Annotated in this window: 14 protein-coding genes and 1 pseudogene; 10 read left to right on the top strand and 5 right to left on the bottom strand. The window is 62.3% G+C overall.

All coding sequences use genetic code 11. The annotated features are described in order from the left end of the window. The first annotated feature begins 118 nt into the window (after window positions 1–118). The 3 genes from PQQ51_RS02830 to PQQ51_RS02820 all read left to right on the top strand — a co-directional run bounded on the left by PQQ51_RS02830 (window position 119) and on the right by PQQ51_RS02820 (window position 3,250). On the top strand, window positions 119–1,681 hold the full coding sequence (locus PQQ51_RS02830) for an MFS transporter (protein ID WP_408494630.1): 1,563 nt from the start codon (window positions 119–121) through the stop codon (window positions 1,679–1,681). A 128-nt stretch (window positions 1,682–1,809) separates the two neighbouring features. Next, complete coding sequence (locus tag PQQ51_RS02825) at window positions 1,810–2,289, top strand: nuclear transport factor 2 family protein (RefSeq protein WP_408494628.1); 480 nt, start codon at window positions 1,810–1,812, stop codon at window positions 2,287–2,289. Window positions 2,290–2,362: 73 nt separating this feature from the next. Continuing rightward, window positions 2,363–3,250 (top strand): 2OG-Fe(II) oxygenase, encoded by an 888-nt coding sequence (locus tag PQQ51_RS02820; protein ID WP_408494626.1) that lies wholly within the window; start codon window positions 2,363–2,365, stop codon window positions 3,248–3,250. A gap of 65 nt (window positions 3,251–3,315) precedes the next feature. On the opposite strand, the gene PQQ51_RS02815 is transcribed toward PQQ51_RS02820, so the two are convergent. After that, window positions 3,316–4,755, bottom strand: coding sequence for an MFS transporter (locus tag PQQ51_RS02815; RefSeq protein WP_408494624.1), 1,440 nt, complete (start codon window positions 4,753–4,755; stop codon window positions 3,316–3,318). Between the two features lie 359 nt (window positions 4,756–5,114). Further along, window positions 5,115–5,999 (bottom strand): isocitrate lyase/PEP mutase family protein, encoded by an 885-nt coding sequence (locus PQQ51_RS02810; protein ID WP_408494622.1) that lies wholly within the window; start codon window positions 5,997–5,999, stop codon window positions 5,115–5,117. Between the two features lie 265 nt (window positions 6,000–6,264). On the opposite strand from PQQ51_RS02810, the gene prpR reads away from it, so the two are divergent. The 4 genes from prpR (at window position 6,265) to PQQ51_RS02790 (ending at window position 12,219) form a co-directional block, all read left to right on the top strand. Then, the gene (gene prpR, locus PQQ51_RS02805) at window positions 6,265–8,253 is read left to right on the top strand and encodes a propionate catabolism operon regulatory protein PrpR (protein ID WP_408494620.1); all 1,989 of its coding nucleotides are present in this window, start codon (window positions 6,265–6,267) and stop codon (window positions 8,251–8,253) included. A 137-nt stretch (window positions 8,254–8,390) separates the two neighbouring features. Then, window positions 8,391–8,954 (top strand): alkyl hydroperoxide reductase subunit C, encoded by a 564-nt coding sequence (ahpC, locus tag PQQ51_RS02800; protein ID WP_408494618.1) that lies wholly within the window; start codon window positions 8,391–8,393, stop codon window positions 8,952–8,954. A gap of 152 nt (window positions 8,955–9,106) precedes the next feature. Further along, window positions 9,107–10,699, top strand: coding sequence for an alkyl hydroperoxide reductase subunit F (ahpF, locus tag PQQ51_RS02795; protein WP_408494616.1), 1,593 nt, complete (start codon window positions 9,107–9,109; stop codon window positions 10,697–10,699). Window positions 10,700–11,064: 365 nt separating this feature from the next. After that, the gene (locus PQQ51_RS02790; RefSeq protein ID WP_408494614.1) at window positions 11,065–12,219 is read left to right on the top strand and encodes an alkane 1-monooxygenase; all 1,155 of its coding nucleotides are present in this window, start codon (window positions 11,065–11,067) and stop codon (window positions 12,217–12,219) included. Window positions 12,220–12,325: 106 nt separating this feature from the next. Here the strand turns inward: PQQ51_RS02790 and PQQ51_RS02785 are convergent, their stop codons facing one another. Then, window positions 12,326–12,739 carry a DoxX family protein gene (locus tag PQQ51_RS02785; protein WP_408494612.1) on the bottom strand — a complete coding sequence of 138 codons (414 nt, stop codon included), beginning with the start codon at window positions 12,737–12,739 and terminating at the stop codon, window positions 12,326–12,328. Window positions 12,740–12,840: 101 nt separating this feature from the next. Next, complete coding sequence (locus tag PQQ51_RS02780; RefSeq protein WP_408494610.1) at window positions 12,841–13,566, bottom strand: pirin family protein; 726 nt, start codon at window positions 13,564–13,566, stop codon at window positions 12,841–12,843. Between the two features lie 131 nt (window positions 13,567–13,697). Here PQQ51_RS02780 and PQQ51_RS02775 point away from each other — a divergent pair. Further along, window positions 13,698–14,576 (top strand): annotated as a pseudogene (locus tag PQQ51_RS02775) (LysR family transcriptional regulator). Between the two features lie 58 nt (window positions 14,577–14,634). Here PQQ51_RS02775 and PQQ51_RS02770 read toward each other — a convergent pair. Then, window positions 14,635–15,651 (bottom strand): 1-aminocyclopropane-1-carboxylate deaminase, encoded by a 1,017-nt coding sequence (locus PQQ51_RS02770; protein WP_408494608.1) that lies wholly within the window; start codon window positions 15,649–15,651, stop codon window positions 14,635–14,637. Window positions 15,652–15,839: 188 nt separating this feature from the next. Between PQQ51_RS02770 and PQQ51_RS02765 the strand changes: the two genes are divergently transcribed. Together PQQ51_RS02765 and PQQ51_RS02760 are read left to right on the top strand one after the other, a co-directional pair. Then, window positions 15,840–16,349, top strand: coding sequence for an Lrp/AsnC family transcriptional regulator (locus PQQ51_RS02765; RefSeq protein ID WP_408494605.1), 510 nt, complete (start codon window positions 15,840–15,842; stop codon window positions 16,347–16,349). Window positions 16,350–16,663: 314 nt separating this feature from the next. Continuing rightward, window positions 16,664–17,560: a MipA/OmpV family protein gene (locus PQQ51_RS02760; protein WP_408494603.1), complete on the top strand. Its 897-nt coding sequence runs from the start codon at window positions 16,664–16,666 to the stop codon at window positions 17,558–17,560. Window positions 17,561–17,615: the final 55 nt, after the last annotated feature.

Below are 17,615 nucleotides of genomic sequence, written 5' to 3'. Positions count from 1 at the left end.
TCGGTATTGCTATTTCAGTTAATTATTCTGTGATTCTATGTCAATGACAGGTAATAGCGGTCTGGCTACCATCGAACGACTTTCACTCGACTCGACGTGGCTCCTTATGTCATCCGGTATGCCTTTTACCCCGGTCAATCAGGCCCCGCCCGCCAATGCGGGGTTCGTGCTGGCCACTGCGTCCGCGACCTGCGCGCTGATCGTGCTCGACACCAATGTCGTCGCCGTCTCGCTGCCGTCGATCGCGCGTTCATTCCACGCCAGTTTCGCCGACGTCGAATGGGTGGTCAGCGCGTACATGGTCGCGTTCGCGTCGTGTCTGCTGGCGGCGGGCGGTCTGGCCGACCGTGTCGGCAGGAAACGCATGCTGCTGCTCGGGCTCGCCGTGTTTTTCGTGGCGTCGCTCGGTTGCGGCGCCGCGCCGTCGGCGGCGATCCTGAACGTGGCGCGCGCGGTGAAGGGCGTCGGCGCCGCGATGCTGCTGACCGCCGCGCTCGCAGTGATCGCGAACACTTTCCACGAAGGGCCCGCGCGGGTCCGGGCATGGGCCGTGTGGGGCACCTGCATGGGACTCGCGACGACGGTCGCGCCGCTCGTCGGCGGCGTGATCACGCAGTGGCTCGGCTGGCGCTGGATTTTCCTGCTCAATCTGCCGGTGTGCGCGGTGCTGGCGTGGTGTGCGTCGCGGGCGATTCGCGAGTCGCGCAATCCGCAGCCGGGACCGCTCGACGTAGCCGGCAGCGTGCTGTTCGGCCTCGCGCTGGCGCTCGGCATCTGGGCGTTGATCGAAGTGCCGGTCGACGGCCTCGCGAGTTGGGCGACCGGCGTTAAGCTGGCCGCGAGCGCGCTGCTGTTCGGCGTATTCGTTCAGATACAGCGTGCCCGCGCGCATGCGATGGTCGATCTGACCTTGTTCCGGCAGCCGAGGTTCGTCGCCGCGGTGCTCGCCATGTTCGGCTACGCGGCCTGCGCGCAGGTGATGATGACGTTCTTGCCGCTGTATCTGCAGAACTCGTTCGGTTTGTCGGCGGTCGTTGCGGGCGTGGGCATGCTGCCGTTCGCGCTGGCGATGGTGGTCGGCCCGTATGTCGGCGCGGCGCTCGCGAAGCGCTTGTCGAGCATGGCGCTGCTGGCGGCGGGCTTGCTGCTGATCGCGGCCGGCAATCTGCTCACCGCACTGGTGGCCGGCGACGCGCGCTACACGCTGGTCGCGCTCGGCATGATCGTGACGGGGCTCGGCGCGGGCATCCTGAACGGCGACACGCAAAAGGCGATCATGGCGTGCGTGCCGCCGCATCGAACCGGAATGGCGTCGGGCATCAGCACGACGACGCGTTTCACGGCCATCGTGATGTCGGTCGGCGTGCTCGGCGCGGTACTCGCGGCCCGCACGCACGCAGCGTTCGTGGCGGACACGCCGCAGACGCCGGATGTCAAAGCCGCGCTCGAGGCGGGATTCATGTCGCGCGTGCTCGCCGGCGACACCGCGCAAGCGACCGCGCATTTGCCGCTCGCGCTGCGGGACACGCTGATTGGCGCTGCGCACGCGAGTTTCGCCAGTGGTTTTGCCGCGGCGCTAGGTCTGGCGGCGGTCGCGGCGGCGTCGATCGCGGCGGGTGTGTGGATGCTCGGCGGCAGGCGTGAAAGAGCGGACAACCGTAGCATCGCGTCGAACGGATAAGCACGGGCCACGACGCACCCACATCGAGGCCATTTTCCTATATCGTGTGCGGCACGGTCGCTAAGGGCTGCTTAAGCTGCCCTTAGCGACCGTTTCCGGAACCGGGCAACACACAATAACGACGAACAATGAGCCATCCCAACACCGAACTCATCGAACGCTTCTACGCCGCTTTCCAGCGGCGCGACGCTGAAACCATGGCCGCCTGCTACACGGACGACGTCCTTTTCAGCGACCCCGTCTTCGGCAAACTGCACGGCGAGGAGGCACGCGACATGTGGCGCATGCTGGTTGCGCGTGCGCAGGATTTTTCGCTGACTTTCGACGGCGTCGAAGCCGACGAGCAGCGCGGCCGCGCGCATTGGGTCGCGAGCTATCTGTTCAGTCAAACGGGCCGCGCGGTGGTCAACCGGATCGACGCGCGTTTCGTGTTCCGCGACGGCCGCATCGCCGAACATCACGACAGCTTCGACGTGTGGGGCTGGATGCGCCAGGCGTTGGGCGTGCGCGGCACATTGCTGGGCTGGTCGCCGCTCGTGCAACGCGCGATCCGCGCGCAGGCGAGAAGGGGCCTCGCAGGCTATCGGCACAAACAGGGCCGCGCCTGAACGCGCACGTCCCCCTTGCCATGATCCGGATCGTTGATGCAGCATGTCATCACACCGATCGACGGGGAGTGCTATGCCAGTAGTGGATGCCGAATGGGAAGAATGGCTGAGTAGCAACGTGGCGCGCGGTTGCAGTATGGATTCGATGACCGATGCGATGGTGCAGGCCGGTTTCGCCACGGAGGCCGCGCGCGCGGCGGTGCACAAGGCGTTCGGCGTACCGCTTTCGATTGCGGCCACTGCGGCCACTGGGGCCACCGCGGCCACTGAAGCAGTGCTGGCCAAACCAGCGCCGCAAACCTATCAATACGACGAATCGCCGGTGGCAAGCGGCAACGTGATTCGCGCTCACGATCGCGACGTGCGCGTGCTGATGCGCAGCGAGCGGCCGCAGTTGATCGTGTTCGCGGATGTATTGTCGGCCGATGAGTGCAGTGAAATGATCGAGCGTTCGCGTCATCGGCTGAAACGATCGACCACGGTTAATCCGGCAACGGGCAAAGAAGACGTGATCCGTAACCGGACCAGCGAAGGCATCTGGTACCAACGCGGCGAAGATTCGTTCATCGAACTGCTGGATCGGCGCATTTCGAGTCTGATGAACTGGCCGGTCGAAAACGGCGAAGGGTTGCAGATTCTGCATTACGGCACGACCGGCGAGTATCGCCCGCATTTCGACTACTTTCCACCCGATCAGCCCGGCAGCGCGGTACACACTGCGCAGGGCGGCCAGCGCGTGGCGACGCTCGTGATCTATCTGAACGACGTGCCCGGCGGCGGCGAAACGATTTTCCCGGAAGCGGGTTTGTCGGTCGCGGCGCAGAAGGGGGGCGCGGTGTATTTCCGCTATATGAACGGCCAGCGTCAACTCGATCCGCTCACGTTGCATGGCGGCGCGCCGGTGCTTCAGGGCGACAAGTGGATCATGACCAAGTGGATGCGCGAACGCGCTTACGGTTGAGGGTGGCGGGCGCGTGATTGAGAGTGCGACGAGCACTTTGCCGTGCTCGCCGCAATCGCTTTGAATCAACCCTTCACCGGGTTTTCCGTGCCGCGCGACCCACCGCCGATGCTTTGTCCCGCATTGCGTGCGAGGCCTACGTAGCCGAATACGGAAACCAGCGTCAACACGCCCGCGAACAGGAACGCGAGCCGGAAGTCGTCGAGCGAGAATACCTGGCCCGTCGTCTCGCCGTTGAAGACCGCCGCAGCGCGCAACGAGACGGCGCCGAATGCGATGCCGAGGCCGATCGTCATTTGCGCGGCGGCGCTCCACAACGTGCTGGCCGCGCTCATCTTGGCTTGCGCGACGTCGGCGTAAGCGAGCGTCGCCAGCGTCGAGAATTGCATGGAGCGCGCCACGCCGTAGACGAACACCACGAACAGCACCAGCCAGAGCGGCACGTTCGGCGTCAGCAATCCGCACGCGATGATGAAGATGCCCGCCACCGTCACGTCGACGATCGACACCATGCGGAAGCCATAACGTTGCAGGATGCGCGTGGTCAGCGCCTTCATGCCGAGATTGCCGAGCGCGCTCGCGAGCAGCAGCAGACCCGATTTGAATGCGGACAGCCCGAAGCCGACCTGGAACAGCAGCGGCATCAGATACGGCACCGCGCCGATGCCGATGCGGGTGAACGAGCCCGTCACCACGGTGACTGAAAACGTCGGGATTTTCAGCGTCGACACGTCGATCAACGGGTGCGGATGGCGCTTTGCGTGCTGGAATGCCACCGCGCCGACGATCAGCCCGCCGAGAATGAACGCGCCCGCGACCCACGGACTCTCGCCGGGCTGGCTTGCCAGTTCCGCGCCATAAAGGATCGCTGTCAGCGTCGTGCCGCTCAGCAACAGGCCGACCACGTCGAGCGGCTTGCGTTCGGTGCCGCGCAGGTTCGGCACGAGCACGAGCGCGATGGCCATTGCGGCAAGACCGAACGGAACGTTCAGAAGAAAGATCCAGCGCCACGACGCGTATGTCGTGATGAACCCGCCCACCGGCGGCCCGATCACCGGCGCGGCGATCGCGGGCCAGGTGATGGTCGAGATCGCCTGCATCATGCGGCTCTTCTCGGTGCTGCGCACGACGATCAGGCGGCCCACCGGCACCATCATCGCGCCACCCATGCCCTGCAGCAGCCGCGCGGCCGTGAATTCGACGACGTTCTGTGACAACCCGCACAACACCGACGCCACTGTGAACACACCGATCGCGCTGAAGAACACGGTGCGCGAGCCGCAGCGGTCGGCGACCCAGCCGCTCGCCGGAATGAAAATCGCGAGCGCCAGCATGTAAGCCGTCATCCCGAGGCTCAGGCTGTTCGGCCCGACGCCGAACGAGTGTGCCATTTGCGGCAATGCCGTGGCGATCACCGTCGTGTCGAGATACTCCATGAAGAAGGTGGCCGCGACGATGTACGGCAGCCAGCCGACGTGTGAATTACGCGCCGCGCCGTCAGTCATGATGCGGTCCTCATTGCGCGGCAGCATGGTTCGCTAAGGGCGCAGAGGCGGCGGAGCGCGACGCGAGACGATGTTGACTTCATGGGTTTGCGACTACCTTTTGAAAGCATGTTCCTCGCGTTCCCTGGCCCGGTGCAAGCGGAACGCGGCCGGAGTGACCTGGCTGGCGGCGCGACGCGCCCGCATCGAAATGCCGGGCGCCGCCAACCCGCAATCCTAACGCACGCCTCTGCGTCATAGCATCGCTTTCGGCATGAGCGGTGCAATCGGCATGCCGCAAGGTATGCCGCAAACCACGTATTTTCGTGGCGACGTGGCGGTGCCACGCCGGCGTGAGGCCGCGCAGCGCCGAACGTCGCTCAATCCTTTGCGGCGTATTCGCGATCGAGCTTGTCGTACAGCGGTTTGTTGACGAGGCGCTGGCGTTCGCTGAACGGCGCGACGAGGCTCGCATCTTCGTCGAGGCGGCCATTGTTCTTCAGCGTGCCGAGCGCGCGCTGCATGCCTAGCACCGCGCCTTGCAGCGCGGCATTCGCGTACAGCACGACGCCATAGCCGAGTTTCGCGAGCGCCTCGCGCGACTGCACCGGCGTCTTCCCGCCGATCACGATGTTGATCAGTTGAGGCGTGTCGAACAGCGCGGGCAGGCGTTCGATGTCGGCGAGCGATTCGGTCGCCTCGATGAACAGAATGTCGGCGCCGGCCTCGATGAAGCGATGGCCGCGCTCGATCGCGTCTTCGATACCGTGCACTGCGGCCGAGTCCGTGCGCGCCATGATCTGCAGATTGCCGTCTTCGCGAGCGTCGACGGCCGCGCGGATCTTGCCGACCATTTCGCTCGTGCTCACCACTTCCTTGCCCGCAAAGTGGCCGCATTTTTTCGGCATGATCTGGTCTTCGAACTGGATCACGTCGGCGCCGCTGCGCTCGAGCACGCGCACCGTCTGGCGCACGTTCAGCGCGTTGCCGAAGCCGGTATCGGCGTCGACGATCAGCGGCAGCGCGACCGCGTCGCGAATTCGCGCGGTGTGTTCGGCGACTTCGGCAAGTCCGATGAAGCCGAGGTCGGGCAGGCCGAGCGACATATTGGTGACGCCCGCGCCCGTGATGTAGATCGCCTCGAAGCCGGCGTCCTCGATCACGCGTGCGCTCATCGCGTTGAACGCGCCGGGCACCAGCAGGCCGCGGCGTTCGTTGACTTTTGCGCGGAAGGCGGCGCGACGGGTTGCGGAAGAGGTGCTCATGATGGATGTCTCCGTGGGTGGAAGTGTGCGTGGGCGGTCGGGCCGCTTGGGCGGTGACCCGATTTTGCAGGAAGTATGCCAATCGATGCTCGTGCGCGATTGGTGTCGGCTAATCAAAAGCTTAGGCGGCGTGAGCGCGGAGTCGGGCACTCATGGCAGAATGCCGGAAGTGTTTCATGAAACGTTCCGTGGAACGTTCTGATGTGTTTTGGGTTTTGGGTTTTGGGTTTCAGGTTTCGGGTTTCAGTCCGGTAGGAGCATCGCGGTGTCCACCTTTTCTTCGTCTTTCGACAATCCGAACGCCGCTCGCCCCGGCGTCGCGCTGGTCAGCATCAGCCGCTTGCAGTCGTTATGCGAGGCGGTCGCGCCACGCTACGCCGGCCGCGCCCGTTTCTTTCCAGTGCGCGAAGGCTATGGCGCGGCGGTGACGGCGTTGCAGGCCCACGTCGACGCTGGTTCCGTCGATGTCGTCCTCGCCGCCGGCTCGAACGGCGCGTACCTGCGCGACAACCTGAACGTGCCGGTCGTGATGGTCAAAGTGAACGGCTTCGACGTGCTGAGCGCGATCACGCGCGCTACGTCCGCGTGGCCCGGCCAGCAGATCGGGCTGATCCTGCACGAAACGATCTCGCACGAACTCGCGGACTTGAGCGGCTGGCTCAAGGTCGGCCTGAAACAGCGCGCCTACCGTTCCGTCGACGAAGTCCGGCTCGCCGTCGCGGGCCTCGCCGCGGAAGGCTGCGGCGTCATCATCGGCCCGGGCATGGCCTGCGACGTCGCGCAGCAGGCCGGGCTCCAAAGCGTGTTTCTGTATTCGCTCGGCGCCGTCGAAGAGGCGTTCGAGCGCTCGGTCGAACTGGCGCGCGTAAGCCGCCAGAAGGAATCGAAGCGCGTGCGCCTGAATACGATCGTCGCCCATCTGCGCGACGGCGTAGCCGCTTTCGACGACGCCGGCCAGCTCGAAGCCGTCAACCCGGCGATGCTCGACCTGCTCGGTCTCGAGCGCGATCAGGACGTGGCCGCGCAACTGAGCGGCGCGGTCGGCCCGCTGCTGCGCGAAACACTCGACAACGACACGCCGGTCGAAGAGCGCATCGAGCAGATTGGCGGCCGGGCGCTGATCGTCAACTGCGTGCCGATTCTCGAGCAGGGCGTGCGCTCCGGCTCGGTGGTGACGGTGCAGGACGCGCTGGTCGCGCAGCGCATCGACCGGTCGCTGCGCACGAGCCAGCGGCCGAAGCATCTGGTCGCGCGGCATCGCCTCGACGATCTGATCGGCGATTCCGCGGCGCTCGCCCGCGTGCGGCGGCTTGCGCGGGCAGGCGCCGCGCACGACGCTACCGTGCTGCTGACCGGCGAGAGCGGCACCGGCAAGGAGCTGGTCGCGCAAGGGATTCACAACGCCAGCCGGCGGCGGGGCAATCCGTTCGTCGCGTTCAATTGCGCGGCGCTCCCCGAGGGTTTGATCGAAAGCGAACTGTTCGGCCACGAAGAGGGCGCATTCACTGGCGCGCGACGCGGCGGCAAGCTGGGCCTGTTCGAGATCGCCCATACCGGCACGATTTTTCTCGACGAAATCGGCGAAATGCCCGCGGCGCTGCAAAGTCGTCTACTGCGAGTGTTGCAGGAGCGCGAGGTGATGAAACTCGGCTCCGGGCGCGCCACGCCGATCGACGTGCGGGTGATCGCGGCGACCCATCGCGATCTGCACGCGCTCGTCGAGGAGGGCGCGTTTCGCGCGGATTTGTATTTTCGTCTTAACCTGCTTCAGATAGAATTGCCGCCACTGCGCGACAGGCGCGGCGACGTCGCCCCACTGGCGCGGCACTTGTTAAGCCGCGGCGCGCTCCAATACGGTTTGGCGGAGCGGGCGATCGAACGGGCGTTGGCGTTCCTCGCGCCATTGTTCGAGCACTATGCGTGGCCCGGCAACGTTCGGGAGCTGGAAAATCTGCTCGCGCGTGCGGCGATTTATCTCAGCGACGGTTCCGGCGAGGCGTTGCAGGATCTCCGGGCCATGTTTCCGGAGTTTGAGCGGATGGGGCGGCAAGCGCCGCCTTCGTCGGGGGCTGTCGAGCCGGTGGCGGGTTTGGCTCGTGCGTCGGCTTCCGCGATAATCCCTACGCCCAGCCACGCCACGCCGACTCGGGCGGAGCTTCTTCAAGCTCTCGAGGCGGCCGGCGGCAACCGCGCCGCGGCAAGCCGGGCGCTGGGAATCGGCCGCACGACGCTGTGGCGACTCATGAAGGATTGACCGGTTGCGATAGTTTCAGGAAACAGAATAAATAGCGTTAAGCTATCGCAATCATTAAAACAATCCGCTTTACCTATTAAGCGTCGTCTGACATACTGACTCCACTTTCCAACCACCCAGAAAGAGGACTCAGCAAAATGCCGATCATCAATAGTCAAGTCAAACCGTTCAAGGCGCAGGCTTTTCACAATGGCGAATTCGTGACCGTCACCGAAGAAAGCCTGAAGGGCAAGTGGTCGGTTTTCGTTTTCTACCCGGCTGACTTCACCTTCGTTTGCCCGACCGAACTGGGCGACCTGGCTGATCGTTACGCCGAATTCCAGAAGCTTGGCGTCGAAATCTACAGCGTGTCGACCGATACGCACTTCACGCACAAGGCATGGCACGACACGTCGGACACGATCCAGAAGATCAAGTACCCGATGATCGCCGATCCGACGCTCGCCATCTCGCGCAACTTCGACGTGCTGATCGAAGAAGAAGGCCTGGCACTGCGCGGCACGTTCGTGATCAATCCGGAAGGCGAGATCAAGCTGTGCGAAGTGCACGACAACGGCATCGGCCGTGACGCAGGTGAACTGCTGCGCAAGGTTCAAGCTGCGCAATACATCGCGGCTCACCCGGGTGAAGTTTGCCCCGCCAAGTGGACGCCGGGCGCAGAAACGCTGTCGCCGTCGCTCGACCTGATCGGCAAGATCTAAGCTTCAAAGCACCAGGTAATACAGCGCCTCGCGGCGCGCCTCCGTGCGGAGCGCTTTTCACAGCGATCCGCACGTTCCCGGGCTGCGCGCGTCCTATCCGGATGCGTGCGGCGCCCGGGACCCCATATCCTCGTCACGGAAATCGAATAGCCATGCTTGACGCCAATCTCAAGACCCAGTTGAAAACGTACCTCGAAAAGGTTAGCAGGCCTATCGAGATCGTCGCGTCGCTCGACGACAGCGCGAAATCGCAAGAGCTGCTGGCATTGCTGAACGATATCGCTACGCTGTCGGAGCGTGTGTCCGTGGTCGAACGCCGTGGCGACGCGGAACGCAAGCCGTCGTTCTCGATCGGCGAGCCGGGCAAGGCAACGGGCATCCGTTTCGCCGGCATCCCGATGGGCCATGAATTCACGTCGCTCGTCCTTGCGCTGTTGCAGGTCGGCGGCCATCCGGTCAAACTCGACGACGCGGTGATCGAACAGATCCGCAGTCTCGACGGCGACTATCAATTTGAAACGTATTTTTCGTTGTCATGCCAGAACTGCCCGGAAGTGGTCCAGGCACTGAACGTGATGGCGCTGATCAACCCGCGCATCCGCCACGTGGCGATCGACGGCGCATTGTTCCAGAACGAAGTCGAAGCGCGCCAGATCATGGCAGTGCCGACCATGTTCCTGAACGGCGACGTGTTCGGCCAGGGCCGCAGCGGTGTGAAGGAAATCCTCGCGAAGCTCGACACCAATGCCGGTGCACGGGCCGCGAAGGAACTGGAAAAGAAGCCGGTGTTCGACACGCTGATCGTCGGCGGCGGTCCTGCCGGTGCGGCAGCGGCGATTTACTCGGCGCGCAAGGGCATCGTGACGGGCGTCGTTGCGGAACGCTTCGGCGGCCAGGTGCTCGATACGCTGGCGATCGAAAACTTCGTGTCGGTGACGGAGACTGAAGGTCCGAAGTTCGCCACCGCGCTCGAACAGCACGTGAAGACTTATGAAGTCGACATCATGGACGTGCAGCGTGCGGAAGCGCTGATTCCGGGCCGCATCAACGAAGTGCGTCTCGCGAACGGCGCAGTGCTGAAGGCGAAGACGATCATTCTGGCCACCGGTGCCCGCTGGCGCGAAATCAACGTGCCGGGTGAGCGCGAGTATCGCAACCATGGCGTCGCGTACTGCCCGCATTGCGACGGTCCGTTGTTCAAGGGCAAGCGCGTCTCGGTGATCGGCGGCGGCAACTCGGGCGTCGAGGCGGCGATCGATCTGGCCGGCATCGTCAGCCACGTCACGCTGTTCGAATTCGGCGCGCAACTGCGTGCGGACGAAGTGCTGCAACGCAAGCTGCGCAGCCTCGCCAACGTGACGATCGTCACCCAGGCGCAGACCACGGAAATCACCGGCGACGGCAAGAAGGTCAACGGTCTGGTGTACAAGGATCTGCGTTCGGGCGAAACGAAAACGGTCGAACTGGAAGGCGTATTCGTGCAGATCGGCCTCGTGCCGAACACCGAATGGCTGAAGGGCACGGTCGAGTTGTCGAAGCATGGCGAGATCGTTGTCGATGCACGCGGCGCGACGTCGGTGCCGGGGGTGTTCGCCGCCGGCGACGTGACCACGGTGCCGTTCAAGCAGATCGTGATCGCCGTGGGTGAAGGCGCGAAAGCTTCGCTCTCCGCTTTCGATCACCTGATTCGCCATAGCGAAGAAGTTGAAGTTGCAAACGAAGTGGAAGCTGAAGCAGCAGTTTGATGTAGGTTGGGAAAGTATTGGACGGCGGCCTTCGGGTCGCCGCTTTTTTTGGTGCTATTCACCGAACGCTCGCATCGACGCGGGCTTTGTTTTTTTCCTTGCGTGCAGACCGTACGGCGCGCGTGTCAATTAGTGCGTCGCAGCAGGCGCACAAACACCCGTTTCATTCACCCGCGCTAACGAGTCCGTATAGGCCGTCTCCACGGCGCTCCTGTTTGGAGTCTCGCACCTAGGCCGATTCCTTGGCGATATCGCTCGCGAGGCCATATAAATCTGAAAGTCGAGCAAGATCCTGCCGACATGCGTACCGGCTGCGAGGCGCACAGCCTGCCTCTGGCGGACGACATAAAACAAGGAGGGAGACAATGGCAACATCGCAAGCGGCCCCCGCACGATGGGTCGACGGCAAGCGCTATTTGTGGCTGCTCGGCGCGCTCACCATCACGTTGCCGCTGCATGCGGCGAATTTCGCGCTACAGACCGGCTGGCATATTTTCTGGTGGTTCGGGCCGATCTTCGTCTTCGGCATCATTCCGGTACTCGACTATCTGATCGGCGACGATCCCAGCAATCCGCCCGAAGAGGTCGTGCCTACGCTCGAAAAAGAGCGCTATTACCGGCGGGTCGTCTATCTCGCGACGTTCATCGAATACGTGTCGTTCTTCGGCGCGGTGTGGATCGTGAGCACGCATGTGTTGACCTGGTACGACTACGTCGGCATCGCACTTTCGTTGGGCGCGGCGACCGGTGTGTCGATCAATACCGCTCACGAACTTGGGCACAAGACCGACCGCTTCGAGCGATGGCTCGCGAAGATCACGCTAGCCCCCGTCGCATACGGGCATTTTTTCGTCGAACACAATCGCGGACATCATGTGCGCGTGGCGACACCGAACGATCCTGCAAGTGCCCGCTACGGCGAATCGTTCTGGGCTTTTTTGCCGCGCACGGTGATCGGCAGTATGGCTTCGGCGTGGCGCCTCGAAAAACATCGGCTGGAGCGCCTCGGCAAATCGCCATGGACCTTGCGCAATGAAGTACTGCATTCGTGGGCGATGACGGCGGTGCTCTGGGGCGCGTTGATTGCAGTGTTCGGCAGAATCGTGATCCCGTTTCTGCTGATTCAGGCATTGTACGGCGCGTCGCTGCTCGAAGTGGTGAACTATCTGGAGCACTATGGCCTCGGCCGCAAGCAGCTCGCGAGCGGACGTTACGAACGTTGCCAGCCGCAGCACTCGTGGAACAGCAATCGCATCGTGACGAATCTGTTTCTGTATCAGTTGCAGCGTCACGCCGATCATCACGCCAACCCGACGCGCTCGTTCCAGGCGCTGCGGCATTTCGAAGGCGCGCCGCAATTGCCGTCCGGCTACGCGACGATGATCATGCTGGCCTATGTGCCGCCGCTCTGGTTTCGCGTGATGAATCCGCGGGTGGTCGCGCACTATCAGGGCAATATGGCGCAATCCAACATCAGGCCGGCTATTCGCGAGCGCGTGTTGGCGCAGTTTGCGGGTTAGCGCAGAATGTCGCTCACGTTATGCACCTCACGCAGGAAAAAAGCCGCCGGGCGCTAATGCGTCGGCGGCTTTTGTCATTGCACGTGTTGGCGCGTGCTGTGCGGCCTCAACGCCGGTCGATCGAATATTTGCCGGCACCGGTCACCACGAGGAGCAGCAGGCCGCCCATGATGCTGATGTTCTTGTAGAAGTTGATCATGTTCGCGTACTGCATCTCGCCCGTCATATTCCAGTAGTGATGGCCGATGATCGCGGTGCCCAGCGTATAAAGCGCGAGCAGCAGCGCAAGCGGCCGGGTATAAAAACCCACCAGCAACGCGAGGCCAACCACGAACTCCATCACCACGGCAATCGCCGCCGACAGGCCCGGAACCGGTGCGCCGGTCGTCGCCATATAGGCGACGGTGCCGGAGAAGCCCGTCAGCTTGGACCAGCCGAACATCACGAACAGCACCATCAGCAGGATACGGGCGACGAGAATGACCCCGTCCTTCTGGTTTTCAAGCAGGTTGTAGCGCATGTTTTTTCTCATCAAAGTAGGAGGGGCGCCGCTCGCCGAACTCCGCGGCGAACGCCGTTGGGTCGATCGGCGCGGCGCGCCCGGTTAGTCACGAAGGCCGCTCAGGCCCACAACTCCGACGTTTCAATATCACGCAAATCGAACACTAGCACTTCGGCGTGATGGCCTTGCGTGAAGGTCAGTGCCTCTTCGCCGCGAACCCGTGCGCCGTCGCCTTCACCAAGCTCCACGCCGTTCACCGTGACGCTGCCGCGCGCCACCTGAATATACGCATAGCGATTGCCGGCCAGTTCGAGCCGCGCCGTTTCTTCACCGTTAAACAGACCGGCGTAGACCCGCGCATCCTGTTGCAGGACCAGCGAACCGTTCTCGCCGTCCGGCGACAACACGAGCCGCAGCGCGCCGCGTTTCTCGTCCGCACCGAAATGGCGTTGCTGGTAGCGCGGCTCGGTGCTTTTCTTCGCGGGCGCAATCCAGATCTGCATGAAGTGCACCGGGTCGGTCTTCGAATGGTTGTATTCGCTGTGCGCGACGCCGGTTCCCGCACTCATCAACTGGATGTCGCCGGGGACGATCACCGAGCCCGTGCCCATCGTGTCCTTATGTTCCAACGCGCCTTCCAGCACGTACGAGAAAATTTCCATGTCGCGGTGCGGGTGCTTGCCGAAGCCTTGTGCTGGCGCGACACGGTCGTCGTTGATGACGAGCAGGTCGGAGAAGCCGTTCTGCTTCGGGTCGTGGTAATGCGCGAACGAAAATGTATGCCGCGAACTAAGCCAGCCGTGCTCTGCGCGACCGCGTTGGTTGGCGTGTCTGATTTCAAGCATCTTGTTCTCCTTGGGGTTGTGCGATCCGGGCAGCGGTGTGTCCGCGATCCATGAACGACAGTTTAGGTCAATCTGGATGGCTATAATTGTGTCGATATCGGAAAGACTGTCAACAATAGGTGGACAATAGAATGCAACTCGATGACATGCGGATCTTCGTCGCCACCGTCGACGCCCGGAATTTCACCGCTGCGGCCAGCCGCCTGTCGTTGTCGAAGCAGTTCGTCAGCCGTCGTGTGATGGCGCTCGAAGAGGCGCTAGGCGTGCAGTTGCTAATCCGCAATACGCGCAAGCTGGCCGTGACCGAACTCGGGCAGGAGTTCTAGGAGCGCGCGCGACGCATTCTCGGCGAAGTGGAAGAGGCCGAGCAGGCGATGTCGTTGCGGCGCGCGGGGCCGCGAGGTTTATTGCGGGTGAGTGCGCCGATGTCGTTCGGGATGACGCATTTGTCGCCGCTGGTGGCGAAGTTCTTGCGCGAGCATCACGATGTGAGGTTCGATATGGAATTGAGCGATCGTGTCGTCGATGTGGTGGGTGAGGGGTTCGATCTGGCGATCCGGATCGGTACGTTGGCGGATTCCACGCTGATCGCGCAGAAGCTTGCCGATGTGAAGATGGTTGCTTGTTGTAGTCCTGGGTATTTGAGGCGGCGGGGGACGCCTAAGGTGCCCGCTGATCTGGAACGGCATGCCTGTTTGTTGTATGGGCATGGCGGGGTTGTGAGTTGGGAATTTGTTGTTGACGGGGTGGTGAGGAGTGTCGAAGTCCGGGGGCCTTTGCGGGCTAATAATGGGGATCTTATTCGCGATGCCGCTGTGGCTGGACTTGGTATTGTTCGTCTTCCTGATTTTATTGTGGATCGCGGTTTAACGGAGGGGGTACTGGTTTCTGTACTCGATCAGTTTTTGCCTCCTGCTGTTAGTGTTTATGCTGTTTATCCGCAGCATCGGCAGAGTTCTGTCACGCTTCGTGCTTTTGTTGAGTTTTTGCGGGGGGAAATGGGGGGGTAGTTTTTTTGCCTACGGTGCCTTGGCGGCGCCTCTTTTTGGCGCCGCTTCGTCGATTCTTCTATCCATTCCGGAAAATGAAGCTGTATCCGTTCAGCGCAGGGACGCCGCCCAAGTGCGCGTACAGCACTCGCGAGCCCGACGGGAATTCGCCGTTTCTCACCTTGTCGATCATGCCGTGCATCGATTTGCCCTCATATACCGGATCCGTCAATACGCCCTCAAGGCGCGCGCACAGCCGGATCGCCTCCAGTGTTCCTTCGTTCGGCAAACCATACTCCGGGCCGCCGTAGCGTTCGTCCAGCACCACGTCCTTCGCTGTGATGTCGTGGCCCAGGTCCACCTTGTCCGCCGTCTGTTTTGCAATGCGGATGATCTGCTCGCGCGTCTGAGCCGGTTTTGCCGATGCATCGATGCCAATCACCCGCTCGGCCCAGCCGTCCGCAGCGAAGCCGACCACCATGCCCGCCTGCGTGCTGCCGGTCACCGAGCACACCACGATGTAGTCAAACTTGAAACCCAATTCGGCTTCCTGTTGCCGCACTTCCTCCGCAAAGCCCACGAATCCCAAACCGCCCAGCGGATGGTCGGAGCAGCCCGCCGGAATCGCATAAGGCTTCCCGCCCGCGGCACGCACGCTCTCCAACGCATCTTCCCAACTCTTGCGAAAACCTATGTCGAAGCCGTCCGCCACGAGACGCACGTCCGCGCCGAGAATGCGCGACATCTGGATGTTGCCGACACGGTCGTACACGGCGTCTGAGTAGTTCACCCAGTTCTCCTGCACCAGCACGCATTTCATCCCCAGATGCGCGGCGACAGCCGCCACCTGACGCGTCTGGTTCGACTGGATCCCGCCAATCGACACCAGCGTGTCGCATCCCTGCGCAAGCGCCTCAGGAATCAGGTATTCGAGCTTGCGCGTCTTGTTGCCGCCAAACGCAAAGCCACTATTGCAGTCCTCGCGCTTCGCATACAGATGCACCTTGCCGCCAAGATGATCGCTCAGTCGTTTCAGCGGCTGGATCGGCGTGGGTCCGAAGGTCAGCGGGTAGCGGGGAAATCGTTGCAGGTTCATGGCAGCTCCAGTTCCAGTGAATGATCGGGCGCGAACGGCAGGCTGTTTGCGGATTCTCATCCGCATCGCTCGCGTTCATTGAAGCTTAGGGAAAAGCGCCGGAAATGAGCTTGCGAAAAAAATCCGTTCGACTTACTTTAAAAGCCAAATAGCTGGAAGCGAATTAATAAAACATTGCAGGAGAAATCATGAACGCAACAAAAGTTCGTTCCGTTGCCGCGGTTAAGACCGAATCGCTCCACGCGCTCGATCGCATCGACCGTGCAATCCTCCGGCAACTGCAAACCGATGCGTCCATTTCGAATGTCGCGCTGGCGGCCAGAGTGAAACTGAGCGCGCCCGCCTGTTTGCGGCGTGTGGAGCGCCTGAAGGAGTCAGGGTTGATCCGCGGTGTGGTCGCGTTGATCGACCCGAAGGCGGCGGGCGCAGGCATGCTGGTGATCATCGGCGTGGTGCTGGATCGCTCCACGCCGGAGTCGTTCGCGGAGTTCGAGAAAGCCGCGCAGAAAGTGGCAGGGTGCATGGAGTGCCACGTGGTGACCGGCGAATTCGACTACTTCATGACGATCCGTACACGCGACAGCGACAGTTTCAATCGTCTGCATGCTGAGCAGTTGCTCTATCTACCAGGCGTGCGGCAAATCCGTTCGTTCATGGTGCTCAAAGAGATTTTGTCGACCACGCGGTTTCCGGTGTAAGCCGGTGACATGGGCCGCGAGCTTTGTCATCCCGATCGCGTCGATCCGAGTCCGGCTTCCAGCGATTAGGCCCGTATTTTGCACAGGTGGCTGCGTCGGCAATTCTTTCGCACGCATCTGCTCATACGAAAGCCCGGTTTTACATGCAGGGATGTCGTTTAAGCAGTGCGTTTGCAGGGCAGAGACTGGCGCCCGCTGAAAAAATTACATGCCGTAAGTGGCAAAGCGACAGTCCGCACGATCCGAAGCGGACGCCGTGGCGAGATCGGCAAAAACATAACCCTTCGCGACAAGCGAGAAAACGGAGGCTTCTGGTGTTGAACAGCCGTAGAAAGTGGACCAGTCAGGTCCGCAATAAACAAACAGGCATCGCGGCTACGTCTCTGATGGCCGCGACTTTAGGCGCTCTCGCCGGTCTGCCGGGCTCAGCCTCGGCACAAACGCCGTCGCCACTGGGCGAATGGCAGTACTCCGTCGGCATTCCGCTGCAAAAGATGTGGCAGCCGGACATTCCGGACTGGCAGGTGCGCTTCGGGGCGGCTGCTTCGTTCCAGCCGCGCTATGAAGGCTCGGACCGCTATCACATCATGGCCGGGCCAAGTATCGACGTGCGCTACAAGGACCTGTTCTTCCTCTCCAGCGGCGAAGGCTTCGGCGTCAACTTCGCTCAGGGACAGAACTGGCGCGCGAGTCTTGCCGCGGTCTACGATCTTGGCCGCCGTGCGCACGACGACCCGCAGGAGTTGAACGGTCTCGGCAATATCAATGCGGCGCCGGGCGTCAAATTGTCCGGCGAATACGTCGTGTCGAAGGACTTTCCGCTCGTATTGCGCGCGGACGTCAGGCGCTATTTCGGCGGCTCGAATGGATGGATCGGCGATTTCGGCGCGTATATGCCCATGCCCGGCAGCACCAAAAAGTTCTTCTGGTTCGCGGGGCCGAACGTAAGTCTGGCCGATTCCACGTATATGAATAGCTGGTACGGCGTGAATCAAAGTCAGTCGGCGAGCTCGGGCTATTCGCGATACCACGCGAGCGCCGGCGTCAAATCGGTGGGCTTCGGTATCAGCGCGGTATGGTTGTTCAACAAGCACTGGTTTGCGACTGCGGACGGCGCGTTCGAACAACTGGTCGGCAGTGCCGGCAATAGTCCGATTACGCATCGCAAGGCCAATGGCGTCGCGGATATTTCCATCAACTACCGATTCTGAATGCTCTGCCGCGATGTACTCGCAGGAGATCTGCGGGTATATCGCTTGCTCCCTC

This window comes from Paraburkholderia xenovorans (assembly GCF_046030735.1).
Lineage (GTDB): Bacteria > Pseudomonadota > Gammaproteobacteria > Burkholderiales > Burkholderiaceae > Paraburkholderia > Paraburkholderia xenovorans_A.
This window is presented reverse-complemented; position numbering and strand designations above follow the sequence as displayed.